This window comes from Streptomyces sp. NPDC051310 (assembly GCF_044455245.1).
GTDB lineage: Bacteria > Actinomycetota > Actinomycetes > Streptomycetales > Streptomycetaceae > Streptomyces.
The window spans coordinates 387132-411396 of record NZ_JBITEO010000002.1 but is presented as its reverse complement, the minus strand read 5'-3'; the positions used below and the strand labels follow the sequence as shown (position 1 = coordinate 411396).

Sequence of the window (24265 nt, the reverse complement as noted above, 5' to 3'; positions counted from 1 at the left end):
CGGACACCGAGCCCCCGGCCCCGCACGTCCCAAGACCGTACCAACGGGGTCCGACAACGGGCCCCTGTCTGGACACCCCGGGCCGCCCGGGCCGACAATCGCCCCTGTGACGTCGTCCTTCGAGTTCCACACGTACCCCGCCCGGCCGACCGACGCCGAACGGGACCGTGCGCTGGGGATGCTCCGCGAGGGCGCCGCGCAGGGCAGGCTCTCGCACGACACGTTCCTGCGCCGCATGGAACTGGTCCTGACCGCCCGCCGTACCGACGAACTGGCCGCCGCCACCGCCGACCTGCGCTCCGACGGCCGGTGGGCCGAGCGGGTGTTCGGCGCCGTCGAGCGGATGTCCCGCTTCACCGCGCGGCTGGGGCGGGCGTGGCGGGCGGAGCGGCTGCCGAAGCTGCTGCTCCCCGAGCCCGGCCCCACCCCGCTGCGCATAGGCCGCGACCCGGCCAGCGGGCTGCGGCTCAGCCACGGGACGGTCTCCCGCACGCACGCCGAACTGCGGCTCCAGGGCGGCCTGTGGGTGCTGCGGGACCTCGGCTCCACCAACGGCACCACCGTCAACGGCCGTCGCGTCACCGGCACGGTCGTCGTCCAGGACGGCGACCTGGTGACGTTCGGGCAGATGGGGTTCCGCCTCACCGCGCGCTCAGCCCGCTGACCCCGGCCGGTCCGGCCGTTCCCGCGTCAGCAGCGCCACCGGCCGCGCGGCGAACAGCTCCTCCAGCTCCACGGCCCCGCCGAACTCCGCGCCGGACGAGTCGTCCAGGGCGTCGTACCAGCGCCCCGGCGGCAGCCGCAGCGTCGTGCCGGCCCAGCCGCCGCCCTCCGCCAGCCGCAGCGACAGCCGGGTCACCGCGGTGACCACCTCCCCGGAGCGGCAGAACGCCACGCAGTGCCCCGCCGCCGGGCCCGACACGGTCAGCGGCTCGTACGTCCCCGAGGTGCCGAACACCTCCGGGCGACGGCGCCGCAGTCCCAGCGCCGCGCGCGTGAGCGCCGTCTTCTCGTCGGGCGGCCCCTCCTGGAACGGATCGCGGTTGTCCGGGTCGACCAGCGCCCGGTACTCCCGCTCGGAGCCCTGGTAGACGTCGGGCACGCCCGGCATGGTCAGGTGGACCAGCGCCGCGCCCAGCACATTGGCCCGGGCGTGCGGGTCCAGTTCGCGCGCCAGCAGGTCCACCGTGTACTGCGGCGGACCGGCGGGGCCCGCGGCCGTGAAGTCCGCGACGGCCTGCTCGTAGGCCGGGTCGGGCTCCGTCCAGCCGGTGTGCAGCCCCGCCTCCCGCACGGACTTGAGCAGGGCCTGCCCCAGACGCCGCGGTTCGGCCCGACCCAGGCCGAACCCCGTCTGCCACCCCACCCATGCCAGCTGCCCGTCCGGTGCGGGCACCGCCGTCCTCCCGGCCACGTCGTCGAGGAGCTTCGCCCACCGCTGCGGGCACTGGGACAGCACCGCGATCCGCGCCCGCACGTCCGCGCTGCGCTTGGTGTCGTGCGTGGACAGCACCGTGCCGGTGGCCGGCCAGTCGCGGGCGAGGCGGGCGCAGTACGCGTGGAAGTCGTCCGGCCCCACGGCAGGCATGCCCGGCTCGCCGCCCACCTCGTTCGCCGACACCAGGGGCGTGTACCGGTAGAAGGCCGTGTCCTCGACGGACTTGGCCCGCAGCGCGGACGACGTCTGCGCGAACCGGGTGCGGAAGGCCCGGTGGTCCGGCCCGTCCCCGAGCCGCCCCAGCGCCAGGTCGCGCACGACGTCCACCGCGTCGGCCTCCTCCGGGACCGTGAAGGTCTCCCTGGCCTCGCGGGCCGCCTCCGCGCTCAGCACGTCCTCGGCCCCGGTCCCGTACGGCCGGTAGACCGGCACCCGGATCAGCAGCTCCCGGACCGCCGCGCGCAGGGCCCAGGGGGCGTGGTCGCGCAGCGCCGGGTCGGCGGCGCAGATCCGGCCGGCCGTCCGGGTCAGGAAGGCCACCTCCGCGGCGAGCGCGTGCGTCACCACCTTGTAGGCGGCGCGGCGCGCGGTCGGCTCCCAGTGGCCGCCGCGGTCGCCGGACGGGTTCGCGAACCGCCGGTACAGGTCCGCCATCTCCGCCGCGCCGGCCGGGTCGACGAAGAGCCCGTCCACCCGGTACAGCGCGTCGTACCCCGTGGTGCCCGCCACCGGCCAGGACGCGGGCAGCCGCTCGTCACCGGTGAGGATCTTCTCGACGACCGTCCAGCACGCCCCGCCGGTCGCCTCCGCCAGCTCCCGCAGATAGCCCTCCGGGTCCGCGAGGCCGTCCGGGTGGTCGATCCGCAGCCCCTCGACCACCCCGTCCCGCACCAGCTCCAGGATCTTGGCGTGGGTGGCGGCGAAGACCTCCGGGTCCTCCACCCGCACCCCGATGAGGTCCGAGATGGTGAAGAACCGCCGGTAGTTGAGCTCCGTGCGCGCCAGCCGCCACCAGCCGAGCCGGTACCACTGGGCGTCCAGCAGCTCCGGCAGCGCCAGGCCCTCCGTACCGGGACGCAGCGGGAACCGCTGTTCCCCGTAGTGCAGCGCGCCGTCCTCGACGCGCATCCGGGCCAGTTCGTCACCGATCCGCCCGCCCAGGACCGGCAGCAGCACCTTGCCGCCGCCCGTCGTCCAGTCGATGTCGAACCAGCGGGCGTACGGGGACGCCGGGCCCTCCCGCAGCACCTCCCACAGCGCCCGGTTGTGGCGGGGCGCGGCGGCCATGTGGTTGGGCACCAGGTCCACCACCAGGCCGAGGCCGTGGGCGCGGGCGGTGCGGGCGAGGGCCCGCAGCCCGTCCTCACCGCCCAGCTCCTCCCGCACCCGGCTGTGGTCGGTGACGTCGTACCCGTGCGTCGAGCCGGGGACCGCTTCCAGGACGGGTGACAGGTGGAGGTGCGACACCCCGAGCGAGGCGAGGTACGGCACCGCTTCCCCGGCCGCCTGGAAGGGGAAGTCCGGCTGGATCTGGAGCCGATAGGTCGAGTTGGGCGTCATGCGAACGTACGTACCCGCTTGGGGGGCTTCTGTGTCATCACTTCATGCGATGTACGTCCGACGCCACGTGGCGTTCGTATGGTGTTCGACAGGGGGGCAGCGGCAGGGGGGGGGGGGGGGCGCGCCCCCCCCCCCCCCCCCCCCCCCCCCCCCCCCCCCCCGCCTCCGTGCCGCCTCCCGTCTAACCGGGACGGCGCAGGACCGTCAGGCTGCGGCCGATCAGCGTGAGCCGGTCGCCGGCCGCCACCTTGGCGCCCTGCCCGGGCTCGATGCCCTCCGGGACGGCCGTGTCGACCACCACCTGCCACTGGCGACCGTGGTTCACCGGAACGACGAACTCCAGATCCTCGGCGCTGGCGTTGAACATCAGCAGGAACGAGTCGTCCGCGATGCGCTCCCCGCGCGGTCCCGGCTCGGAGATCGCGCTGCCGTTCAGGAACACCGACAGGGCCTTCGCGTGCGCCGCCTGCCAGTCCCGCACGCCCATCTCGTCCCCCTCGGGGGTGAACCACGAGATGTCGGAGAGCTCGTCGTGCGTGCCCTCCACCGGCCGTCCGTGGAAGAAGCGGCGCCGCCGGAAGACCGGGTGGTCCCGCCGCAGCCACACCATCGAACGGGTGAACTCCAGCAGCGACCTGGCCTCGTCCGCGTCCTGGTCCGGCCAGTGCACCCAGGCGATCTCGTTGTCCTGGCAGTACGCGTTGTTGTTGCCGCCCTGGGTGCGCCCGAACTCGTCGCCGTGGCTCAGCATCGGCACGCCCTGCGACAGCATCAGCGTGGCGATGAAGTTGCGCATCTGCCGCATCCGCAGCTCGCGCACGCCTTCGTCGTCGGTGTCGCCCTCCGTGCCGCAGTTCCACGAGCGGTTGTGGCTCTCGCCGTCGCGGTTGCCCTCGCCGTTCGCCTCGTTGTGCTTGTCGTTGTACGAGACCAGGTCACGCAGCGTGAAGCCGTCGTGGCAGGTCACGAAGTTGACCGAGGCGAGCGGGCGGCGCCCGTCGTCCTGGTACAGGTCCGACGAGCCGGTCAGCCGCGACGCGAACTCGGCGAGCGTGCGCGGTTCGCCCCGCCACAGGTCGCGCACCGTGTCCCGGTACTTGCCGTTCCACTCGGTCCACAGGGGCGGGAAGTTGCCCACCTGGTAGCCGCCCTCGCCGACGTCCCACGGCTCCGCGATCAGCTTGACCTGGCTGACCACCGGGTCCTGCTGCACCAGGTCGAAGAACGACGACAGCCGGTCCACCTCGTGGAACTGGCGGGCGAGGGTCGCCGCCAGGTCGAAGCGGAAACCGTCGACGCGCATCTCCGTCACCCAGTACCGCAGCGAATCCATGATCAGTTGCAGCACGTGCGGCGACCGCATGAGCAGCGAGTTCCCGGTGCCGGTGGTGTCCATGTAGTACCGGGGATTGTCGGCGAGGCGGTAGTACGAGGCGTTGTCCAGGCCCCGGAAGGAGAGCGTCGGGCCCAGGTGGTTGCCCTCGGCTGTGTGGTTGTAGACCACGTCGAGGATGACCTCGATGCCCGCCTGGTGCAGCGCGCGCACCGCCGACTTGAACTCCAGCACCTGCTGGCCCCGGTCGCCCCAGGACGCGTACGCGTTGTGGGGGGCGAAGAAGCCGATGGTGTTGTAGCCCCAGTAGTTCGCCAGGCCCGCGTCCACCAGCCGGTGGTCGTTGACGAACTGGTGGACCGGCATCAATTCGAGCGCCGTCACCCCCAGTTCGGTCAGGTGCTCGATCACCGCGGGGTGGGCGAGGCCCGCGTACGTCCCGCGCAGCTCGTCCGGCAGAGCCGGATGGAGCATCGTCAGGCCCTTGACGTGCGCCTCGTAGATCACCGTGCGGTGGTAGTCCGTACGGGGCGGGCGGTCGTCCCCCCAGTCGAAGTACGGGTTGACCACGACGGAGGCCATCATGTGCGGCGCCGAGTCGAGGTCGTTGCGGGAGTCCGGTCTGCCGAAGTGGTAGCCGTACACCGCCTCCCCCCAGTCGACGGCGCCGGCGACCGCCCGCGCGTACGGGTCGAGGAGCAGTTTCGCGGAGTTGCAGCGCTGCCCGTGCTCCGGCGCGTACGGTCCGTGGACCCGGAACCCGTACCGCTGCCCCGGCATCACGCCGGGCAGGTACGCGTGCCGTACGAACGCGTCGGTCTCGCGCAGTTCCACCGCGGTTTCTGAGCCGTCGTCGTGCAGGAGGCACAACTCGACCCGGTCGGCGGCCTCGGAGAAGACCGCGAAGTTGGTCCCGGCGCCGTCGTACGTGGCGCCGAGCGGATACGCCTGTCCCGGCCAGACCTGCATAGATAAGACTCTTCCACTTCTGATCCGGGTTCTGGGAGCTGTTCGAGCCAGATCCTCCACGAAAGTGGAGCGTCCTCCTAGGACTGAGGTGTCCGTGTCCGGCCACCTCGGCCATCCTCGGCCCCCCGTCCGGTTGCCCGGGTCAACCTCGCGTTCCGGCGCGTCGCCCGGGTGCCGGCGGCCGGCCGGCGGGGCTCCGGCAAGCAGCGCCCGGGGCCGGACGGCCCCGCGGCAGGGGCGCAACCATGGTGAATCCGCTCACTCCGCCTCGTCCCGGCCCCGGGAACGGCCCGGCGGATCAGGCTCGTTGGCGAAGGAGCCTGTGCATCCGGCTGCACCGCCTCCCGCTCCCGGAGTACCCTTCCTTGATCGTTGGAGACGGGTGTCCGGAGGACTGAAGGCGGTGCGCGGGTGAGCTCGGGAGGGCTGGAGCTGCCCCCAGGTGACTCAGGTCACGAGGGGGACTCCACTGACCCCGCTGATGTCCCGCCCGGCGCGGTCTCACTCGCCCGGCCGATGGAGATCGGTGCGGAGCTGGACTGGGACGCGGAGGCCTGGAGCGAGGTGCGCACCCGCGCCCAGCGGGCCGGGCGTGCGTACATCTGGCTGAATCTGGTCGAACAGCGGCTGCGTGCCGTGGTGGCCGCCGTGCTGCGGCCCATCTACGAGCCGGTCCACGGCGAGGACTGGGTGGTGGCCGCGGCCGGCCCCGCCGGGCAGGAGTGGGTGCAGCGGGCCGTCGCGGTACGGGAGGTGTCGCGGCGCAAGGGCTACCTCCTGGACCCCGCCGACGACAATGTGCTCAGCTTCCTCACCCTGCCCCAGCTGCGCGAGCTGATGGTCCAGCACTGGCCCTGCTTCGAGCCATACTTCGACGACCGGCGCGAGGTGGAGCTGGCCCTGGACGAGCTGGAGGTCACCCGCAACGTGGTCTCCCGCAACCGCGCCCTGTCGCGCACCGTGCTCGACCAGTCCGAACGGGCCTCCGCCCGGCTGCTGGAGATCCTGGGGGGAGGCTCGGGCGCGCCCTCCGCGCACCGGCTGCCGGTCGACGCCGTGGAGGACCTCGTCGGGGACCGGTACGCGGACGTGGTCTCCGTCCACCCCGACCGGGTGCGGCTGCAGCGGCAGCTGCCCGCCGAGGACCTCTTCGGCGGGGCGCGGCGCCTCGACGCGATCGGCATAGGCCTGAACCTGCTGGTGCAGAACTTCTCCGGGCGGCGGCTGGTGCGGCTCGCCGAGTCCGGCTGCCGGATACGGCTGCTCTTCCTCAATCCGGCCAGTAGCGCCGTGAAACGGCGCGAAAGGGAACTGGGGATCAAAAAGGGCGAATTGAGCCGCTCGGTGGAGATGAACATCCTCCACATGCGACGCGTGCGCTCCCGGCTGCGCGACCCCGGCGCCTTCGAGATCCAGGTCTTCGACGAGACCCCCCGCTTCACCGCCTACCTGGTGGACGGTGACGGACCGGACGGGGTGGCCGTCGTCCAGAGCTATCTGCGCCGGGCCCGCGGGATGGAGGTACCGGTGCTGGTGCTGCGCGGCGGCAGACGGCCGCTCGTCACCGCGGGACCCGAGCCCGACCACGGGCTGTTCGAGACCTACCGCGAGGAGTTCGAGTCGGTGTGGGCCGACTCCCGGCCGGTCTCGTGAGCGCCGTCCCGGCGGGCCGGACCGATTGTCAGTGGTGCGTGCGAAGGTGAAGAGCCAACGGGGGAGTGCACCGAACGGGGGCGCACCACCGCACCACAAGGAGGTTCAGCATGGGCTGGCACGGGGAGACGCTGGTCGGCTTCGACCTGGAGACGACGGGCACGGAGCCGCTCGAAGCGCGCATCGTGACGGCCGCGGTCATCGAGGTCCGGGGCGGGGAGACGGTGGTGCGCCGCGAGTGGCTGGCCGATCCGGGCATCCTCATCCCCGCGCAGGCATCGGCGATCCACGGCATCAGCAGCGAGCGCGCCGCGGCCGAGGGCCGCCCCGCCCGGGAGGTCGCCGACGAGCTCGCCGCCACCCTCGTCGGGTACTGGGAGCGCGGCGTGCCGGTGGTCGCCTACAACGCCGCCTTCGACCTGACGCTGCTCACGGCGGAGTTGCGGCGCCACGGGCTGCCGGGTCTGAGCGAGCGGCTGGGCGGCACGGCGATCGGGCCGGTCGTCGACCCGTACACGATCGACCGGGCCGTCGACCGCTACCGGCGGGGCAAGCGGAACCTGGAGGCGGTGTGCGGCGAGTACGGCGTCGTGCTCGACGGCGCGCACCAGGCGGCCGCCGACGCGCTGGCCGCGGTCCAGGTGGCCCGTGCCATAGCCGAGCGGCACGCCTCGGTCGGCGCGCTGACCGCGGGCGAGCTGCACGAGCGGCAGATCGGGTGGTACGCGCAGTGGGCCGCCGACTTCCAGAGCTTCCTGCGCCGCAAGGGCACCCCGGACGCGGTGATAGACCCGGCCTGGCCCCTGCGCGAGCTGACGCCCGCGGTGACTCCGGCAGTCGGCTGACGCCGCGTCGGTGACCTCTGGGCGGCAAGCGCACCTCGCGTGCCCGGGGCGCCCGGGTGCCCGCCGGGAGCCGTGCCCCGCCCGTCCCTCGCCCGGTCTCGTCCCGCCCGGTACCGGCGCCGGCCCCGCACCCGCTTCCGGTTCCGGCTCGCGGCTTACGGGCTATGCCGACGCCCGGCACTCGGCGAGGAAGTCGAGCAGCAGCCCGTTCACCCGCTCGGGGGCGTCCAGCGGGAACCAGTGGCCGGCGTTCTCCACCCGCTCGTAGCGCCAGTCACCGTCGACGTGCTTCTCCGTGCCGGTCATCGACTGCTCGGTGAGGAACCGGTCGCCCGAGCTCCACACGCCCAGGACCGGACCCGGCAGCGGCGGCAGCGGGAGCGGAGGGCCGAAGAGCACCTCGGGCGTCAGGCCCGCGCGGTACACCGCCAGGGCGGCGGTCAGCGCGCCCGGTTGCCGCATCCGCTCCACGGCCTCCTCGGCGTCGGGGTGTTCCCCGAGCATCCCGCGCAGGTTCGCGAAGTCGTCCCGGGACAGCCACTCCTCGGCGAGCCCCGCGAGCTGGAACAGCAGCACGTACCAGGAGCGCTCGCGCTGCTCCCAGCCGGCCGACAGCAGCCCGCCCAGGTGCCCCACCGACAGCAGGGACAGGCCGGCCACCCGCTCGGGCGCGGCCATCGCCATGCCCTGCACGACGGCGGACCCCCAGTCGTGCCCCACCAGGTGGGCGCGCTCGACCCCCAGCCGGTCGAGCAGCGCCAGCAGGTCGGCCACGGAGCGGTCCGGGGCGTACGCCGTGGCGTCCGCCGGGCGGTCGGAACCGCCGAACCCGCGCAGGTCGGGGGCGATGGTGCGGTAGCCGGCGGCGTTCAGCGCCGCCACCTGGTGGCGCCAGAGCGCATGGGTGTCGGGGAAGCCGTGCACCAGCAGGACGGTCTCACCGCCGGTCCCGCTGTCCTGCACCTCCAGCGTCACGTCACCGGTGTCCACGCGCATCGCGATCCTCCTCAAGCGGACGGGAGCCGGGCTCCATGGTGTCAGAACGGGTACCAGCGCACGGTGGGATCGCCGTCGCGCAGCGAGGCCACCCGGCGGCGGAACTCGGCGAGCGCCTTCGGGTTCGCGGGGGCGTGCTGCGCCACCCACGCGCAGCTCGCGGTCTCGCGGGCGCCCCGCAGCACGGCGCAGCCCTCCCAGTCGCGCACGTCCCATCCGTACGCCGCGGTGAACGCGTCGTGCGCCGCCGGGTCGAGCCCGTACCGGTCCCGGGAGAGCGCCAGCACCACCAGATCGTGCTCCCGCAGGTCCGAGGAGAACGTCTCCAGGTCGACCAGGACGGGCCCGTCCGGGCCGATGTGGACGTTGCGGGGCAGCGCGTCCCCGTGGAGGGGGCCCGGCGTCAGATGCGGGGTGAGCGCGGCGGCCGCCGCGGCGAAACCGTCGCGCCGCTCCCGCAGGAACGCCGCGTCCGCCGGGTCGATCGCGTCGCCCGCGAGGCGCAGCCAGCGCTCCACACCGCCCAGCAGCTCCCGGCGCGGCAGCGCGAAGGACGGCTCGGGCAGTGCGTGGACACGGCGCAGCAGCGGGGCCAGGTCACGCGGCTCGGCCGGGCGCACGGCGGCGGGCAGCCGGTGCCAGACGGTCACCGGGTGGCCGTCCACCAGCCGCGGCTTGGGCTCGGCCGCCCGGACGGCCGGGATGCCGGACTCCTCCAGCCAGGAGGCGACGGCCACCTCCCGCTCGGCGCGCTCCAGCAGCTCCGCGCTGCGGCCGACCTTGACCACCAGGTCGCCGGCGGCGAAGACCGCGTTCTCGCCGAGGGCCAGCAGGGCCGCCCCGGAGCGCACCCGCTCCACCCCGGCCGCGGCCAGGACCTCCCGCGCCCGCGCCTCGTCCATCGCGTCCCTCCGCACACACCCGTCCGTCAGCCGGTCCGGCCAAGTCTCGCATCCGCGCACGGCTGCTTGACGAACCGACGACCCGTCAGGACGATGACGCCAGGCCGGCTCACCTTGACAAAGGGGGCGATTCCTTGACATCGGCGACCGCAGTGCGGGGGCCCGGCGGGAAGACCGGCGGACCTCCGGGCCGGCCGGAGCGGCGGCCCGGGTGGCGGCCGGTGGACCACGGGGCGTGGTTCCTCGTGCTGCCCGCCCTGCTGCCCATCCTGGTGCTCAGCGTCGGCCCGCTGCTGTACGGCATCGCGCTGGCCTTCACGGACGCCCAGTCGGGGCGCACCAGGCCCACCCAGTGGATCGGCGCGCTCAACTTCCGGGACCTGGCGCAGGACACGCTGTTCTGGGAGTCGTTCCGCATCGGCCTGCTCTGGGCGGTCGGCGTCACCGTCCCGCAGTTCGTTCTGGCGCTGGGCCTGGCGCTCCTGCTGAACCAGAACCTCCGTTTCCGCTGGGCGGCGCGGGCCCTGGCCATCATCCCCTGGGCCATGCCCGAGGTGGTCGTCGGCATCATGTGGCGGCTCGTCTACCACCCCGACGCCGGCGTCCTCAACGAGACCCTGCGCGGCCTGGGCCTCGGCGGCGGGCACGCCTGGCTCACCGGACTCGCCACCGCGCTGCCTGCGGTGATCGTCGTCGGCGTCTGGGCGGGCATGCCGCAGACCACCGTGGCGCTGCTGGCCGGCCTGCAGAACACCCCGCAGGAGCTGCACGAGGCCGCGGCCCTGGACGGCGCGGGCGCGTGGCGCCGGTTCCGTACCGTCACCTGGCGCGCGCTCAAGCCCGTCGCCCTCGCCGTCACGGCGCTCAACTTCATCTGGAACTTCAATGCCTTCGCCCTGGTGTACGTGCTGACCAGCGGCGGGCCCGGCGGGCGCACCCGGCTGCCGATGCTCTTCGCGTACGAGGAGGCCTTCCGGTACGGCCAGTTCGGTTACGCGGCGGCGATGGGCTGTGTGATGGTCGCGGTGATCTCCGTGCTCCTCGCCCTGTACCTGGTGGGACGGCTGAGGGGAGGCGAGGACCGGTGAGCGGTGTCCGCACCGGGCCGCGCGCCCGCGGGCCGGCCCGGGCCGGCCAGTACCTCGCGCTCCTCGGGTACCTGGTCTTCCTGGCCTTCCCGTTCCTCTGGCTGGTCTCCACCGCCTTCAAGCCCGCCCGGGAGCTCGCCTCCCTGCACCCCGGCTGGATCCCCGACGAGCCCACCCTCGCCAACTTCCGCCAGGCCTTCGACGAACAGCCGCTGCTCGGCGCCGCGGCCAACAGCCTGGCCGCGGCGGCGAGTGCGGCACTGATCGCCGTCGTCGTCGCGACCCCCATGGCCTATGTGACGGCGCGGCAGCGGGGAAGGCTGTCCGCCGCCGTGGGCGGATGGGTCGTGGTCAGTCAGGCGTTCCCGTTCGTCCTGGTGATCATCCCGCTGTTCCTGGTCCTGAAGAACCTGCACCTGATCAACACGCTGCCGGGGCTGGTGATGGTGTACGTCGTGTGGTCGCTGCCGTTCGCGCTGTGGCTGCTCACGGGGTACGTACGTTCCGTCCCGGCCGAGCTGGAGGAGGCCGCGGCGGTCGACGGCGCGGGCCGGCTCCGTACGCTCGTGTCGGTCACCGCGCCGCTGCTCGCACCCGGCATCGCCGCTACCGCGCTCTTCGCCTTCATCACCGCGTGGAACGAGTTCTTCTTCGCGCTCGTCCTGCTCAAGACCCCGGAGAAGCAGACGTTGCCGGTCGTCCTGACCCACTTCCTGGGCGCGGAGGGCGTCGCGGACCTCGGTCCGCTCGCCGCGGCCGCGTTCCTCGCCACGCTTCCGTCGCTGGTCGTCTTCGCGCTCGTCCAGAGGCGGATCACGGGCGGCATGCTCGCCGGGGCGGTGAAGTCCTGATGCGCGCCGCCCGCCGCACCGCCGCCCGTCTCGCCGCCGCGGCCACCGCCTTCGTCCTGCTGCTCTCCGGCACCGGTTGCTCCGGGGACGGGGACGGGCGGCGGGACGGCCGGACCGTCCTGCGCTTCCAGTCGCTGGCCTGGCAGAAGGAGTCCGTCGACGCCAACAAGGAGCTCGTCGCGGAGTGGAACGCCGCCCACCCCGACATCCAGGTCCAGTACGTCCAGGGCAGCTGGGACAGCGTCCACGACCAGCTCCTCACCTCCTTCGAGGGCGGCGAGGCGCCCGACATCATCCACGACGCCTCCGACGACCTCGCCGACTTCGCCCACGGGGGCCACCTCGCCGATCTGCGGGGACTGCTGTCCGCCCGGCTGAAGGCCGACATCCCCGGGCACAGCTGGCGGACCACCACCTTCGGGGACGGCGTGTACGGCGTGCCGTTCCTCCAGGAGCCGCGCGTCGTCATCGCCGACACGAAGGTGCTGGAGAAGTCCGGGGTCCGGATCCCGACCCCGGCGAAACCGTGGACGTGGCCGGAGTTCCGGCACGCCGCGCGCCGGGTGCAGGCCGTGATGGGGAAGGGGGGCCACGCCGTCGCCTGGCCGCTGAAGGAACCCGTCTCCGTCTCGCTCAACCTCGGGCTGTCGGCGGGCGGCCGCCTCTTCCACCGGGCGGCCGACGGCACGGTCCGCGTCCGGTTCACCGAGGGCGACGCCGTCGTGCCCCGCACCGTCCGGGAGCAGATCGGCACCGACGGCACCGCGTCCCGCTCCACCCTCGGCATGGGCGGCTCCGACACGCTGCCCGGTCTCTTCGGCGGCCGGTACGCGATGGTCCCGCTCGGCTTCTCGTACCGCCAGCAGATCGTGCAGCAGGCCCCCGAGGGCTTCCGGTGGACGGTGCTGCCCGCCCCCGCGGGTGAGGGCGGCCTGGCCCAGGGGGTCAGCCCGCAGACCCTCTCGATCGCCGAGGCTAGCCCGTACAAGAAGGAGGCCGCACGGTTCCTCGACTTCCTGCTGCAGCCGCGGAACATGGTCCGCCTCGCCCGCGGCGACTGGATGCTGCCGACCGGGAAGCGGGCGCTCGTCGATCCGTCGCTCCGCACGTCCGCACACGGCTGGGCGACCGGCGTGGCGCTGGCCCGGCACCTGCGCCCCGCTCCGGCGCAGTCCGTGCGGGGCTACCCCGAGTGGAAGGACAAGGTCGCCACACCGGCGTTCCAGGAGTACTACAGCGGTGCCATCGACGTCGGCGAGCTGGAGGAGCGGCTGGTCGAGGACGGGAACCTGGTGCTCGCCCGCTACCAGCGCTGACGACCGGCGGAATATTCATTGCACGAGACGTCTCGTCTCGTTAGGCTCGGTTCATGACCACAGCAGACCGTGCCCGTCTCGCCATGTTCTCCATCGCCGCCCACGGGCACGTGAACCCGAGCCTCGACGTCATCCGGGAGCTCGTCGCCCGCGGGCACCGCGTCCGTTACGCGATTCCCGCCTCCTTCGCCGACAAGGTCGCCGCCACCGGCGCGGAACCGGTGATCTACACCTCGACCCTGCCGACGGACGACGACCCGGAGGCGTGGGGAACGGAGCTGATCGACAACATCGAGCCGTTCCTGAACGACGCCATCCACGTGCTGCCCCAGCTCGCGGCGGCGTTCGAGGGCGACGAACCCGACCTCGTCCTGCACGACATCACCGCCTACCCGGCGCCCGTCCTCGCCCACCGGTGGGGCGTCCCCGCCGTGTCCCTCTGGCCGAACCTGGTGCCCTGGGAGGGGTACGAGGAGGAGGTGCTCGACCCGGCGTACGCGGACCTCAAGGCGTCGGAGCGCGGCAGGGCGTACTACGCGCGCTTCGAGGCGTGGCTCGCGGAGAACGGCATCGACACCCACCCCGACCGGCTGATCGCCCGGCCGCGCAAGGCGGTCGTGCTGATCCCCGAGGCGCTCCAGCCGAACGCCGACCGGGTGGACAAGTCCGTGTACACCTTCGTCGGCGCCTGCCAGGGCGACCGGGCCGAGCAGGGGGAGTGGCGGCGTCCGCCCGGCGCCGGGAAGGTGCTGCTCGTCTCGCTCGGCTCCACCTTCACCAAGCAGCCCGGCTTCTACCGCGAGTGCGTCAAGGCCTTCGGGGACCTGCCCGGGTGGCACGTCGTTCTCCAGATCGGCAAGCACGTCGACCCCGCCGAGCTCGGCGACGTGCCCGGGAACATCGAAGTCCACGACTGGGTACCCCAGTTGGCGATCCTGCGCGAGGCCGACGCCTTCATCACGCACGCGGGCGCGGGCGGCTGCCAGGAGGGCCTCGCGACGGGGACGCCGATGGTCGCCGTGCCGCAGGCGGTCGACCAGTTCGGCAACGCCGGGATGCTGGTGTCTCTCGGTGTCGCGCGGCAGCTGACCATGGAGGAGGCCACCGCCGGCACCCTGCGCACGGCCGTCCTGGAGCTGACCGCCGACCCCGAGGTGGCCCGGAGGTCGGCGGAGCTGCGGCTGCGGATGGCCGCCGAGGGCGGGACCCGGCGCGCGGCGGACCTCATCGAGGCGGAGCTCGGGCCCGTCAGGCCGACTGCTTGATCAGCGCGAGCAGTTCCGTGGCGACGGGCGCGGAGGAAGCCGGGTTCTGCCCGGTGACCAGGTTCCGGTCGACCACCACGTGCGGGGCCCACGGCTCGCCCTCCCGGAAGTCCGCGCCCGCCGCGACGAGCCGGTCCTGCAGCAGCCACGGCGCCTTGCCGGCGAGCCCGGCCTGGGTCTCCTCGGCGTTGGTGAAGCCCGTCAGCCGGTACCCGGCGAACACGTTCGAGCCGTCCTCCGCGACCGCGGCGAGCAGGGCGGCCGGACCGTGGCAGACCACCCCGAGCGGCATGCCGGAACGCAGGGCGAGCGTCAGCAGCCGGCCCGAACCGGCGTCGACGGCGAGGTCCTCCATCGGGCCGTGACCGCCGGGGTAGAAGACGGCCGCGTAGTCGTCGAGGGAGACGTCCTCCAGGGCGACCGGGCTGCGCAGCTCGTCCATGGCGGCGAGGGCCCCGGCGATCCGGTCGGCGTTCTCCCGGCCGCCGTTGGCCTCGGCGGTCAGGCTGGCCGCGTCCGCGTGCGGGGCGACCCCGCCGGGCGTGGCGACCACGATGTCGTGGCCCGCGGCCTTGAACGCCTCGTACGGGGCGACGGCCTCCTCGGCCCAGAAGCCGGTCGGGTGCCGGGTGCCGTCCGCGAGCGTCCAGTGGTCGGCGCCCGTCATCACGAAAAGGATCTTCGACATGGTATTCCTCCGGGGGAGCGGGCCCCCGCCGGGCCCGGTCGCTGGTGTCGTTACGCATTCGACGGTAGGACGATCCGCCATAGGGATCCAATGGAAAAGCCAATGGCAGCCATCGGAAAACGCATGGATCGGCCGTCGTGCCGATGCATAGGGCAGCCGTAGACTCCGGCGCGTGACCCATAGGCATTCCGATGGCCCAGCCCCCGTGGCGCAGCCGGACCTCAACCTGCTGCGCACCTTCCTCGCCGTCCACCGCTCCGGCTCCTTCACCGCGGCCGCCCAGTTGCTCGGGCTCTCCCAGCCCACGGTGACGACCCAGATCCGCACCCTGGAGCGCCAGACGGGACGCGAGCTGTTCGAGCGGCTGCCGCGGGGCGTCCGCCCGACCCCGGTCGCCGACGAGCTCGCCGCCCGCGTCGCGGCCCCCCTCGACGCGCTCGCCGCCGCCACCGGGCCCGGCGTCCCCGACGAGAGCCGCGCCGCACCCGTCCACCTCGCCGGGCCCGCCGAGCTGCTGTGCACCCGCGCCCTGCCGGCCCTGGCCCCGCTCGTCGCCGGCGGGGTGCAGCTGCGCGTGGCCACCGGACTGACCGACCCGCTCCTCGACGAGCTCCGGGCCGGCCGCCACGACCTGGTCGTCTCCACCCACCGTCCGCGCGGCCGCACGCTGGTGGCCGTGCCGCTGACGGACGAGGAGTTCGTCCTGGTGGCCGCGCCCTCCTGGGCCGAGCGCCTCCGCCCCCGCATGGCGGCCGAAGGTCCCGCCGCGCTGCACGCCGCGCCCCTGGTCACGTACGCCGAGGACCTGCCCATCGCCCGCCGCTACTGGCGCCACGTCTTCGGCAGGCGCCTCACGCGCCGGGCCGCCGTGACCGTGCCCGACCTGCGCGGCGTGCTGGCCGCGGTCGTCGCCGGGGCCGGCTTCACGGTGCTGCCCCGCTACCTGTGCCAGGACGAGCTCGCCGACGGCACCCTCGTCGCCCTCCACGAGCCGGACGACCCGCCCATCAACACCGGTTACCTCGTCCAGCGGCCCGGCGCCTCCGACAACCCGCATGTGGACCGGGTGCGCGCCCGGCTCCTCGAAGCGGGCCGCACCTGGTGACCCAACGCCCGGCCGACTTGGGCCGGTTGCCGCCGATTTCGTATTACGAAGACTTGTTGAGTAAGTCACAGGCGTATGAAGGTCTTGATCCAGGCGCGTCAATCGGCAAGGGTTTCGGACCAGGCCCCGGAGATCTTCCGTCCGGAGGCCGATCCCCCCACAAAAGATGACGAGGAGATCCCTCTTCATGACAACTCACCAGCGCGCCCGCGGACTTCAGCTCGCAGCAGCCATAGCCGCGGTCGCCACCGTGACCGTCCTCAGCCCCGCTCACGCCGGTGCGGCCCCCGCGCCCGCGGAAGGCACCGTTCACGGCCTGGGTGCCGAAGGTGCCGTCGCCGGGAGCTACATCGTCCTGCTGGACGAGAAGGCGGACAAGGCCCGGCTCGCCGAGCAGTACGGCGGCGAACTCGAGCGCAGCTACACCTCGGCCGTCAACGGCTTCTCGGCGAGCGGGCTTTCCCGGACGGAGGCCAAGCGCCTGGCCGCCGACCCGGCCGTCGCCAAGGTCGTGCAGAACAAGAAGTTCACCATCAGCGCCACGCAGGCGAACCCGCCGTCCTGGGGTCTCGACCGCGTGGACCAGGCCGACACGGCCGGCGACAGCTCCTACACCTACCCCGACTCCGGGGGTGAGGGCGTCACCGCGTACGTCATCGACACCGGCGTACGCATCACGCACAAGGACTTCGAGGGCCGCGCCGTCTCCGGCTTCGACGCCGTCGACAACGACAACGATGCCACCGACGGCAACGGCCACGGCACCCACGTCGCCGGCACCATCGCCGGCGCCGCGCACGGCGTGGCCAAGAAGGCGAAGATCGTCGCCGTGCGCGTCCTCGACGACAACGGCTCGGGCACCACCGAGCAGGTCGTCGCGGGCATCGACTGGGTCACCAAGAACCACCAGGGGCCCTCCGTCGCCAACATGAGCCTCGGCGGCGGCGCCGACGAGGCCCTGGACGAAGCCGTCCGCAAGGCGATCGCCGCCGGCGTCACCTTCGGCGTCGCCGCCGGCAACGAGTCCCAGGACGCCGGCCAGGGCTCCCCGGCCCGCGTCCAGGAGGCCATCACCGTGGCCTCGTCCACCAAGGTCGACCAGCAGTCGGACTTCTCCAACTTCGGTGCGGCGGTGGACCTCTACGCGCCCGGCTCCGACATCACCTCGACGTGGAACGACAGCGACGGGGGCACCAAGACCATCTCCGGTACGTCCATGGCGACGCCCCATGTCGTCGGCGCCGCCGCCGTCTACCTGGCGGGCCACAAGGACGCCACCCCGGAGCAGGTCGCCGAGGCACTGACCGACGGTGCCACGGCAGGGAAGATCACCAACCCCAGCCAGGGCACGGCCAACAAGCTGCTGAAGATCGTCGAGTAGCGGTCCCGTCCTCCTGACCGGCGGCCGCCGTGCCCTCCCCCACGGGGTGCGGCGGCCGCCCTATGGTGTGACCATGACGAACAGGTACGCCGCGCTGCTGCGCGGCATCAACGTCGGCGGCCGCAGACAGGTCCCGATGGCTCAGCTGCGCGCACTGCTCGCGGAACTGGGGTACGGCGACGCCCGGACCTACCTCCAGAGCGGCAACGCCGTCTTCACCGCCGCGGCCGGCACGGCGCCCGCGGACGAGCAGGCGCTCGGCGCCGAGCTGGAGCAGGCGATCGAGAAGCACTTCGGCTTCCGCGTCGACTGTCTGGTCCGCAGCGGACCGTACCTGAGCGCCGTCGCCGACGCCTGTCCCTTCCCCGCCGCGGAGCTTCAGGGCAAACAGCTCCACGTCACCTTCTTCTCCGGGCCCGTCGGCCCCGAGCGCTACGCCTCGCTCGACCGGGAGGCCTTCCTCCCCGAGGAGTTCAGCCTCGGCGACCGGGCCCTGTACCTGTACGCGCCCGAGGGGCTGGGCCGCTCCAAGCTCGCCGAGGCCCTGGCCCGCCCGGCCCTGAACAAGGGTGTCGTCGGCACCACCCGCAACTGGAACACCGTCGTCAAACTGGTGGAGATGACGCGTGACTGACCACACTCCCGCAACGGTGGCGGCCGTCGCGGCGGAAGCCGGCCGGCTGCTCCCCTTCCACCAGGGCACGCCGTTCAGCGCGGACCGCTGAGCCCCTCCAGCCGGGCGAGGTCGTCCGCGTCCAGGCGTACGGAGGCGGCGTCCAGGTTCTCCTCCAGATGCGCCAGGGAGCCGGTCCCCGGCGTGGGCAGCAGCACCGGCGAGCGGTGCAGCAGCCACGCCAGCGCGATCTGCCCCCGGGTCGCCCCGTGCCGCGCGGCGACCGCGTCCAGCTCCGCCGCCGCGGAACCGGTCAGCGCCCCGTTCGCCAGCGGGAACCAGGGCAGGAACGCCAGCCCGTGCGCCTCGCATGCCTTCAGCACGTCCTCCGACTCCCGGTCGAGCAGGTTGAAGCGGTTCTGCACCGAAACCACCGGCGCCAGCGCCAGCGCCTGCTCCAGCTGGGCCACGGACACCGTGTCCAGGCCGATGTGCCGGATCTTCCCCTCCCGCCGCAGCTCCATCAGCGTGCCGAGCTGGTCGGCCACCGGGACCTCGGGGTCCAGCCGGTGCAGCTGGTAGAGGTCGATCGTCCCGGTCCGCAGCCGGCGCAGGCTGGCCTCGCACATCGCGCGCAACTGCTCGGGCCGCCCCGCGATGTGCCACGCACTGTCGCTCGTGCGCACCACCCCGCCCTTGGTCGCCACCACCAGACCCTCCGGGTACGGGTGCAGCGCCTCGGCCACCAGCTCCTCGGCGAGGTCGGGGCCGTAGTTGTCGGCCGTGTCGACGAGCGTGACGCCCCGCTCCACCGCGCGCCGCAGCACCGCCACCGCGTCCGCCCGCGCACCGCGCGGCCCCCAGTAGCCGGGCCCGGTCAACTGCGCCGTACCGAAGCCCAGCCGGCGTACCGTCAGGTCGCCGCCGAGCACGAAGGTGTCCGTGGTCATGGGCCCGACTCTACCGGCGCGCCCCGAACGCGCGAGGCCCCGAGTCGTGCCCGCGAAGTCCCGAGACGCTCCTTCGCGGACACTCCCTACGCCGCGGCCGCCCGGGCGCCGGACCGCGCCCCGTCGTACCGTTCCAGCAGCAGCCGCGCCAGCTCCGGGGACGGCCCCAGCACGCCGGCGAGGACGTCCGCCCCGGCGGCGCCCTCGGCGATCCGGTCCGGCAGGCGGCCCGGCGCGATGACGTACGGGGCGACCGCCACGCGGGCGGCCCCGCCGGCGCGCAGCGCCCGTACCGCGTCGGCGGTCCGGGGGAGGGGTGCGGAGGCGAACGCAGGCCGCACGGCGCACCAACCTGTGCGCCGCAGCTCCCGCGCCGTTTCAGCGATCACTGCGATCGCCTCCGGGTCGGTGGAGCCCGCCGAGGCCAGGACGACCCCGGTCGAGCTCTTGTCGGCGGGCGCCAGGCCCGCCTCGTACAGCCGCCGCTCCACCGCCGCGAGCAGCAGCGGCGACGGTCCGAGCACGTCCGCCTGACGGACGCGCAGCGACGGAGGAGCCTGCCGCAGCACGGCCGGGATGTCGGCCTTGGCGTGGAAGGCGCGGGTCAGCAGCAGGGGGAGGGCGACCACGTCGCGGACCCCCTCCGCCGCCAGCCGCTCCAGGACCGCCGGCACCGCCGGGACGTTGAAGTCCAGGAACGCCGTCTCCACCCGCAGCCCCGGCCGCAGCGCGGCCGCCGCGCCCACCAGGGCGTGGACGGTCGCGGCGTGCCGCGGATCGCGGCTGCCGTGGGCGATGACCACAAGGGCGGGCGTGCGGCGCTTCCCCGGAAGGGCGGTGGCGGGCGACGGGAGGGCGGCCGCGCGGCGCTTCCTTGCAAGGGCGGTGGCGGGCGACGGGAGGGCAGGACGGTTCATGGTGCGGCTCAGCCCTTCACCAGCAGACCTCGGCGGCGCAGCACCGTCCGCTCCAGCGGGCTGAAGATCAGCAGGTCGATGGCGATGCCGACGACCAGGATCAGGATGATCGCCAGGAAGATGCCCGGCATGTCGATGTTGTTGCGGCCGTTCTCCAGCAACTGGCCGAGACCCAGCCCCAGGTCCGGCGACGAGGCGATGATCTCGGCGGCCATCAGCGACCGCCACGAGAACGCCCAGCCCTGCTTCAGTCCGGCCAGGTAGCCGGGCAGCGCGGCCGGCATCACGATGTGCCGGGCGCCCCGCAGCCCGCTCGCGCCGAGCGTGCGCCCGGCCCGCAGGAACAGCGGCGGAACCTGGTCGACGCCGGCCACCAGGCCGTTGGCGATCGACGGGACGGCACCCAGCAGGATCACCGCGTACATCATCGAGTCGTCGAGGCCGATCCAGAGCACCGCGGGCGCCACCCAGGCGACCGACGGCAGCGACTGCAGACCGGACAGGATGGGGCCGATCGCCGCCCGCACGACCTTCACCCGGGCCACCAGCAGCCCCAGCGGCGTGCCGATGGCCAGGGCCATCAGGAAGCCGAGCAGCGCCCGCGACACGCTCGTCCACAGCACGTCGAAGAGCGTGCCTTCCAGCCACATGGTGGTCAGGCTGTCCCACACCGCGGACGGCGCCGGGAGCTTGTACTCGTCGGTGACCTTCGCCCACACCAGGAGCTGCCACACCACCAGCACCAGCGCGACGGCCACCAGCGGGGGCAGGACCTTCTTCAGCAGGACGTCGCGCACCGGGGTGCGCGCCACCTGCACGGCGTCGAGCGCGTCGAGACCCGCCTCCAGACCGGCCAGATCGTCGGACTTCGCCGTGGTCGTCGTATCAGTGCTGGCCATGACGGCGGATCTCCCCACGCAGTTCTTCGGTGATCTCGACGGACAGCTCCGCGACCGCGGCGTCCTCGATACGGCGCGGCTGCGGGATGCCGATGTCCCACTGCCGGGCGATCCGCCCCGGACGGGACGACAGCAGGACCACGCGCTCGGCCAGCCGCACGGCCTCGCGCACGTTGTGCGTGACGAAGAGGACCGACAGGCGCGTCTCCCGCCAGATGCGGGTCAGCTCGTCGTGCAGCACATCGCGGGTGATGGCGTCCAGCGCCGCGAACGGCTCGTCCATCAGCAGCAGGTCGCTGTCCTGGGCGAGTGCCCGGGCCAGCGCCACGCGCTGCCGCATGCCGCCGGACAGCTCGTGCACCCGCTTGCCGTACGAGCCCTTGAGCCGGACCAGCTCCAGCAGCCGCTCCGCCTCCTCGCGCCGCTCGTTCTTGGCGACACCGCGCAGCCGCAGCGCCAGTTCGATGTTCTTGCCCGCCGTCAGCCACGGGAACAGCGCGTGCTCCTGGAACATCAGGGCGGGCCGCCCGCCCGGGGTGTCGATCGACCCCGCGGACGGCCGGTCGAGCCCGGCGACCAGGTTGAGCAGCGTCGACTTGCCGCAGCCCGACGCGCCCAGGAGGGTGACGAACTCGCCCGGCGCGACATCGAGCGAGATGTCGTCGAGGACGAGCTGCTGCCCGGCCGGGGTGGTGAAGGACTTTGAGACGTGCTCGAGACGGGCGGCGTGCGTCGACACCGCCGCACGGTCCTCGGCCTTGGCGAACGTGGTGGCCATGGTCGTCACCTCCTGGGAGCGATGCGGATGGATGGGAGCCCGGCCGGTCACTCGGCGCCGAGACCGGCGTCGGTGACCGCGGGCCTGCCCTCGGCCTTGAGGACCTTGTTGAGCGGCGTGAGGTCGTAGATGCCCTTGAGGTCGGGCTTCTCCAGCAGGCCCGCCCGCACGGCGTGGTCCGCCTGCGCCTGCAGCGTGGCGGCCAGCGGGTCGTCGGTGAACCGGATGGACGGCCACGCCGGGTCGATCACCTCGTCGCCCAGCGCCTTGCCGGTGAGCGCCTTCAGCCGGGCGTTGGCGGACGCCTTCGCCCTGCCGGGGTTGGCGTTGATCCAGGCGTTGGTCTTCACGGAGCCGCGCAGCACCGCCTCGACCACGTCCGGGTGCGCCGTGAGGAACCTCTGCGACACGATGATGTTCGTGATCACGAACTTCCCGCCGGGCCACAGCGACGCCTCGTCCAGCAGCACCTTCGCGCCCTCGCTCACCAGCTTGGACGCGGTCGGCTCGGGCACCCACGCGCCGTCGATCGAACCCGACCTGTAGGCGTCGGGGGCGACCTTGTTGTCGGTGCGGACCACGGAGACGTCGCCCTTGCCGCTCTGCGCGTCGACCTTCCAGCCCTGCGCGGCGGCCCAGTCGAGGAAGGCGACGTCCTGGGTGTTGCCGTGCTGCGGGGTGGCGATCCGCTTGCCCTTGACGTCCGCCAGGGTCTTGATCTTCGCCGGGTTGACGACCAGCTTCACCCCGCCGGAGGCCGCACCGCCGACGATCCGCAGGTTGCTGCCCTTGGACTTGACGTAGCCGTTGATGGCGGGGGAGGGGCCGATGAATCCGATGTCGAGGGAGTCGGCGTTGAGCGCCTCGATCTCCGACGGCCCGGCGTTGAAGGTGGAGACCTTCAGCTGGGTACCGCCCAGCTCCTTCTGGAAGATGCCCTCCTGGTGTCCCACCAGCGCCGTGGCGTGGGTCAGGTTCGGGAAGTACCCGAGCCGCACCTCGGCTGCCGAGAGCTTCTCGCCCTTGGCCTCCACCCGCGTCTCCCGGGGAGCCTTGGAGCCGTAGCCGCAGGAGGCGAGCGCCCCGGCCAGCAGGGGGAGCGCGACGGCCGCGGCGAGGCCGCGGCGCAGGGCGGTGGCGCGGGAAGTGGCAGGCACGGGAGGGCGTTCCTCTCGTCGGGCCCGGAGCTCACGGCCTCCTGATCGTCGTCAGGGGCGTGGCCGGGTCGTCGGCGTCTGTATGTCTTCGTCGGTACGGATGGCACGGGAGCGGGCGCGGCGTCATCGGGCACATCGCGCGACACCCCCGGTCCCCGCGCCGAGGGCGCCGCTGCCGACCCGGCCGCCCTCCTTCGCGAAGGTCGCGTAGACATCGGTCGGCGTCACGTCAGAAGTCCCAGCCCTCGTCGTCCGTCTCGGGCGCGGCGGCCCGGGCGGTGGCGAAGGACTCGCCGGCCATCCCGGCCGCGAGGGTGGTGCCGTCGGCGGGGTCGATCAGCAGGAAGGACCCGGTGCGGCGGGAGTCGGCGTACGCGTCCATCGCCAGCGGCTCGGCGGTGCGCACCCGGACCCGGCCGATGTCGTTGGCGACGAGCTGCCCGGGAGCCGGGTGCTGGGACAGGTCGTCCAGCGTCAGCTTCGACGGGATCTCCTTGACGATCGCCTTGACCGTGCGGGTGGTGTGCTTCAGCAGCACCCGCTGGCCCACCACCAGCGGCTGGTCGGCGACGTGGCAGACCGTGGCCTCGATGTCCTGCGTGGTGGCGGGCGCGTCGCCGCTCGGCACGATCAGGTCGCCGCGCGAGATGTCGATGTCGTCGGCGAGCAGCAGCGTCACCGACTGCGGCGTCCAGGCCACGTCCACCGGCTCGCCCAGCAGGTCGATCCCGGTGATCGTGGACGTACGGCCGGACGGCAGGACGGCGACCTGCTCGCCGACGCGGAACGTCCCGGCCGCGATCTGCCCGGCGTAGCCCCGGTAGTCGGGGTGCTCGGCGGTCTGCGGACGGATCACGTACTGCACGGGGAAGCGCGCGTGGCAGCCCGTCAGGTCATGGCTGACCGGCACGGTCTCCAGGTGCTCCAGCACGGTGGGGCCGCCGTACCAGCCCATGTTGCCGGACGGCTCCACCACGTTGTCGCCGGCGAGCGCGGAGATCGGGATCGCGGTGATCTCCGGGACGCCCAGCTCGCTCGCGTACGCCGTGAACTCCTCGGCGATCTTCGCGAAGACGGGCTCCTCGTAGCCGACCAGGTCCATCTTGTTGACGGCCAGGACGACGTGCGGCACGCGCAGCAGGGCCGCGATCGCCGCGTGCCGGCGGGTCTGCTCGACCACGCCGTTGCGGGCGTCGACCAGGACGACCGTCAGCTCGGCGGTGGAGGCGCCGGTGACCATGTTCCGGGTGTACTGCACGTGCCCGGGCGTGTCGGCCAGGATGAACCGGCGCCGGGGCGTGGCGAAGTAGCGGTAGGCCACGTCGATGGTGATGCCCTGCTCGCGCTCGGCCCGCAGACCGTCGGTCAGCAGGGCGAGGTCGGGAGCCTCCTGGCCGCGGGACCGGGAGGCGTGCTCGACGGCCTCCAGCTGGTCGGCCAGCACCGACTTGGAGTCGTGCAGCAGCCGCCCGACGAGGGTGGACTTGCCGTCGTCGACGGAGCCCGCGGTCGCGAAGCGCAGCAGCGTGGTGGCGCTGAGCTGCTCGGTGGTGCTGGTCAT

Annotated in this window: 20 protein-coding genes and 1 pseudogene; 10 read left to right on the top strand and 11 right to left on the bottom strand. The window is 73.2% G+C overall.

Annotation, left to right across the window (positions count from 1 at the left end; translation table 11 throughout):
• Positions 1 to 106 precede the first annotated feature (106 nt).
• Positions 107 to 664 carry a DUF1707 and FHA domain-containing protein gene (locus ACIA79_RS04650; protein WP_399426677.1) on the top strand — a complete coding sequence of 186 codons (558 nt, stop codon included), beginning with the start codon at positions 107 to 109 and terminating at the stop codon, positions 662 to 664.
• Here the strand turns inward: ACIA79_RS04650 and treY are convergent.
• The gene (treY, locus tag ACIA79_RS04645; protein ID WP_399426676.1) at positions 653 to 2998 is read right to left on the bottom strand and encodes a malto-oligosyltrehalose synthase; all 2346 of its coding nucleotides are present in this window, start codon (positions 2996 to 2998) and stop codon (positions 653 to 655) included. The genes ACIA79_RS04650 and treY overlap by 12 nt on opposite strands.
• 181 nt (positions 2999 to 3179) lie before the next feature.
• Positions 3180 to 5300, bottom strand: a complete 2121-nt coding sequence (gene glgX / locus ACIA79_RS04640; RefSeq protein WP_399426675.1) for a glycogen debranching protein GlgX — start codon at positions 5298 to 5300, stop codon at positions 3180 to 3182.
• A 411-nt stretch (positions 5301 to 5711) separates the two neighbouring features.
• Here glgX and ACIA79_RS04635 point away from each other — a divergent pair, with 411 nt between their 5' ends.
• Entirely contained in the window at positions 5712 to 6953 is a 1242-nt protein-coding gene (locus tag ACIA79_RS04635) for an SAV2148 family HEPN domain-containing protein (RefSeq protein ID WP_399426674.1), read from the top strand.
• 110 nt (positions 6954 to 7063) lie between these two features.
• The gene (locus tag ACIA79_RS04630) at positions 7064 to 7798 is read left to right on the top strand and encodes a 3'-5' exonuclease (protein WP_399426673.1); all 735 of its coding nucleotides are present in this window, start codon (positions 7064 to 7066) and stop codon (positions 7796 to 7798) included.
• A gap of 162 nt (positions 7799 to 7960) precedes the next feature.
• On the opposite strand, the gene ACIA79_RS04625 is transcribed toward ACIA79_RS04630, so the two are convergent.
• Positions 7961 to 8794: an alpha/beta fold hydrolase gene (locus tag ACIA79_RS04625; protein ID WP_399426672.1), complete on the bottom strand. Its 834-nt coding sequence runs from the start codon at positions 8792 to 8794 to the stop codon at positions 7961 to 7963.
• Positions 8795 to 8835: 41 nt separating this feature from the next.
• Positions 8836 to 9696, bottom strand: a complete 861-nt coding sequence (locus tag ACIA79_RS04620) for a phosphotransferase enzyme family protein (RefSeq protein ID WP_399426671.1) — start codon at positions 9694 to 9696, stop codon at positions 8836 to 8838.
• 134 nt (positions 9697 to 9830) lie between these two features.
• On the opposite strand from ACIA79_RS04620, the gene ACIA79_RS04615 reads away from it, so the two are divergent.
• The 4 genes and pseudogenes from ACIA79_RS04615 to mgt all read left to right on the top strand — a co-directional run bounded on the left by ACIA79_RS04615 (position 9831) and on the right by mgt (position 14216).
• Positions 9831 to 10784, top strand: a complete 954-nt coding sequence (locus ACIA79_RS04615) for a carbohydrate ABC transporter permease (protein ID WP_399426670.1) — start codon at positions 9831 to 9833, stop codon at positions 10782 to 10784.
• Positions 10781 to 11635, top strand: coding sequence for a carbohydrate ABC transporter permease (locus ACIA79_RS04610; RefSeq protein ID WP_399426669.1), 855 nt, complete (start codon positions 10781 to 10783; stop codon positions 11633 to 11635). The genes ACIA79_RS04615 and ACIA79_RS04610 overlap by 4 nt, the downstream gene beginning before the upstream one ends.
• A complete protein-coding gene (locus ACIA79_RS04605; protein ID WP_399426668.1) occupies positions 11635 to 12951 on the top strand; it encodes an ABC transporter substrate-binding protein in 1317 nt (438 codons plus the stop codon). Before ACIA79_RS04610 ends, ACIA79_RS04605 begins: the two co-directional genes overlap by 1 nt.
• An 18-nt stretch (positions 12952 to 12969) precedes the next feature.
• Positions 12970 to 14216 (top strand): annotated as a pseudogene (gene mgt, locus ACIA79_RS04600) (macrolide-inactivating glycosyltransferase).
• Here mgt and ACIA79_RS04595 read toward each other — a convergent pair.
• Entirely contained in the window at positions 14200 to 14904 is a 705-nt protein-coding gene (locus ACIA79_RS04595; protein WP_399426667.1) for a type 1 glutamine amidotransferase domain-containing protein, read from the bottom strand. The pseudogene mgt and the gene ACIA79_RS04595 sit on opposite strands and share 17 nt — an antisense overlap.
• 205 nt (positions 14905 to 15109) lie before the next feature.
• On the opposite strand from ACIA79_RS04595, the gene ACIA79_RS04590 reads away from it, so the two are divergent.
• The 3 genes from ACIA79_RS04590 to ACIA79_RS04580 all read left to right on the top strand — a co-directional run bounded on the left by ACIA79_RS04590 (position 15110) and on the right by ACIA79_RS04580 (position 18024).
• Complete coding sequence (locus ACIA79_RS04590) at positions 15110 to 16009, top strand: LysR family transcriptional regulator (protein WP_399426666.1); 900 nt, start codon at positions 15110 to 15112, stop codon at positions 16007 to 16009.
• Positions 16010 to 16196: 187 nt separating this feature from the next.
• Entirely contained in the window at positions 16197 to 17390 is a 1194-nt protein-coding gene (locus ACIA79_RS04585) for a S8 family peptidase (protein ID WP_399426665.1), read from the top strand.
• 73 nt (positions 17391 to 17463) lie between these two features.
• The gene (locus tag ACIA79_RS04580) at positions 17464 to 18024 is read left to right on the top strand and encodes a DUF1697 domain-containing protein (RefSeq protein WP_399426664.1); all 561 of its coding nucleotides are present in this window, start codon (positions 17464 to 17466) and stop codon (positions 18022 to 18024) included.
• A gap of 74 nt (positions 18025 to 18098) precedes the next feature.
• On the opposite strand, the gene ACIA79_RS04575 is transcribed toward ACIA79_RS04580, so the two are convergent.
• The 6 genes from ACIA79_RS04575 to ACIA79_RS04550 form a co-directional block, all read right to left on the bottom strand.
• The gene (locus ACIA79_RS04575) at positions 18099 to 18953 is read right to left on the bottom strand and encodes an aldo/keto reductase (RefSeq protein ID WP_399426663.1); all 855 of its coding nucleotides are present in this window, start codon (positions 18951 to 18953) and stop codon (positions 18099 to 18101) included.
• Between the two features lie 86 nt (positions 18954 to 19039).
• Positions 19040 to 19870, bottom strand: a complete 831-nt coding sequence (locus tag ACIA79_RS04570) for a sirohydrochlorin chelatase (protein WP_399426662.1) — start codon at positions 19868 to 19870, stop codon at positions 19040 to 19042.
• 8 nt (positions 19871 to 19878) lie between these two features.
• Positions 19879 to 20769 carry an ABC transporter permease gene (locus ACIA79_RS04565; protein ID WP_399426661.1) on the bottom strand — a complete coding sequence of 297 codons (891 nt, stop codon included), beginning with the start codon at positions 20767 to 20769 and terminating at the stop codon, positions 19879 to 19881.
• The gene (locus ACIA79_RS04560; protein ID WP_399426660.1) at positions 20756 to 21547 is read right to left on the bottom strand and encodes an ABC transporter ATP-binding protein; all 792 of its coding nucleotides are present in this window, start codon (positions 21545 to 21547) and stop codon (positions 20756 to 20758) included. Before ACIA79_RS04560 ends, ACIA79_RS04565 begins: the two co-directional genes overlap by 14 nt.
• 47 nt (positions 21548 to 21594) lie before the next feature.
• Complete coding sequence (locus ACIA79_RS04555) at positions 21595 to 22704, bottom strand: aliphatic sulfonate ABC transporter substrate-binding protein (protein WP_399426659.1); 1110 nt, start codon at positions 22702 to 22704, stop codon at positions 21595 to 21597.
• Positions 22705 to 22933: 229 nt separating this feature from the next.
• A complete protein-coding gene (locus ACIA79_RS04550; protein ID WP_399426658.1) occupies positions 22934 to 24265 on the bottom strand; it encodes a sulfate adenylyltransferase subunit 1 in 1332 nt (443 codons plus the stop codon).

Coding starts and splice junctions, on each gene's coding strand:
- treY (WP_399426676.1), bottom strand. CDS start 2,998: ATGACGCCCAACTCGACCTATCGGCTCCAGATCCAGCCGGACTTCCCC.
- glgX (WP_399426675.1), bottom strand. CDS start 5,300: ATGCAGGTCTGGCCGGGACAGGCGTATCCGCTCGGCGCCACGTACGAC.
- ACIA79_RS04630 (WP_399426673.1), top strand. CDS start 7,064: ATGGGCTGGCACGGGGAGACGCTGGTCGGCTTCGACCTGGAGACGACG.
- ACIA79_RS04625 (WP_399426672.1), bottom strand. CDS start 8,794: ATGCGCGTGGACACCGGTGACGTGACGCTGGAGGTGCAGGACAGCGGG.
- ACIA79_RS04620 (WP_399426671.1), bottom strand. CDS start 9,696: ATGGACGAGGCGCGGGCGCGGGAGGTCCTGGCCGCGGCCGGGGTGGAG.
- ACIA79_RS04605 (WP_399426668.1), top strand. CDS start 11,635: ATGCGCGCCGCCCGCCGCACCGCCGCCCGTCTCGCCGCCGCGGCCACC.
- ACIA79_RS04595 (WP_399426667.1), bottom strand. CDS start 14,904: ATGTCGAAGATCCTTTTCGTGATGACGGGCGCCGACCACTGGACGCTC.
- ACIA79_RS04585 (WP_399426665.1), top strand. CDS start 16,197: ATGACAACTCACCAGCGCGCCCGCGGACTTCAGCTCGCAGCAGCCATA.
- ACIA79_RS04580 (WP_399426664.1), top strand. CDS start 17,464: ATGACGAACAGGTACGCCGCGCTGCTGCGCGGCATCAACGTCGGCGGC.
- ACIA79_RS04575 (WP_399426663.1), bottom strand. CDS start 18,953: ATGACCACGGACACCTTCGTGCTCGGCGGCGACCTGACGGTACGCCGG.
- ACIA79_RS04570 (WP_399426662.1), bottom strand. CDS start 19,870: ATGAACCGTCCTGCCCTCCCGTCGCCCGCCACCGCCCTTGCAAGGAAG.
- ACIA79_RS04565 (WP_399426661.1), bottom strand. CDS start 20,769: ATGGCCAGCACTGATACGACGACCACGGCGAAGTCCGACGATCTGGCC.
- ACIA79_RS04560 (WP_399426660.1), bottom strand. CDS start 21,547: ATGGCCACCACGTTCGCCAAGGCCGAGGACCGTGCGGCGGTGTCGACG.
- ACIA79_RS04550 (WP_399426658.1), bottom strand. CDS start 24,265: ATGACCAGCACCACCGAGCAGCTCAGCGCCACCACGCTGCTGCGCTTC.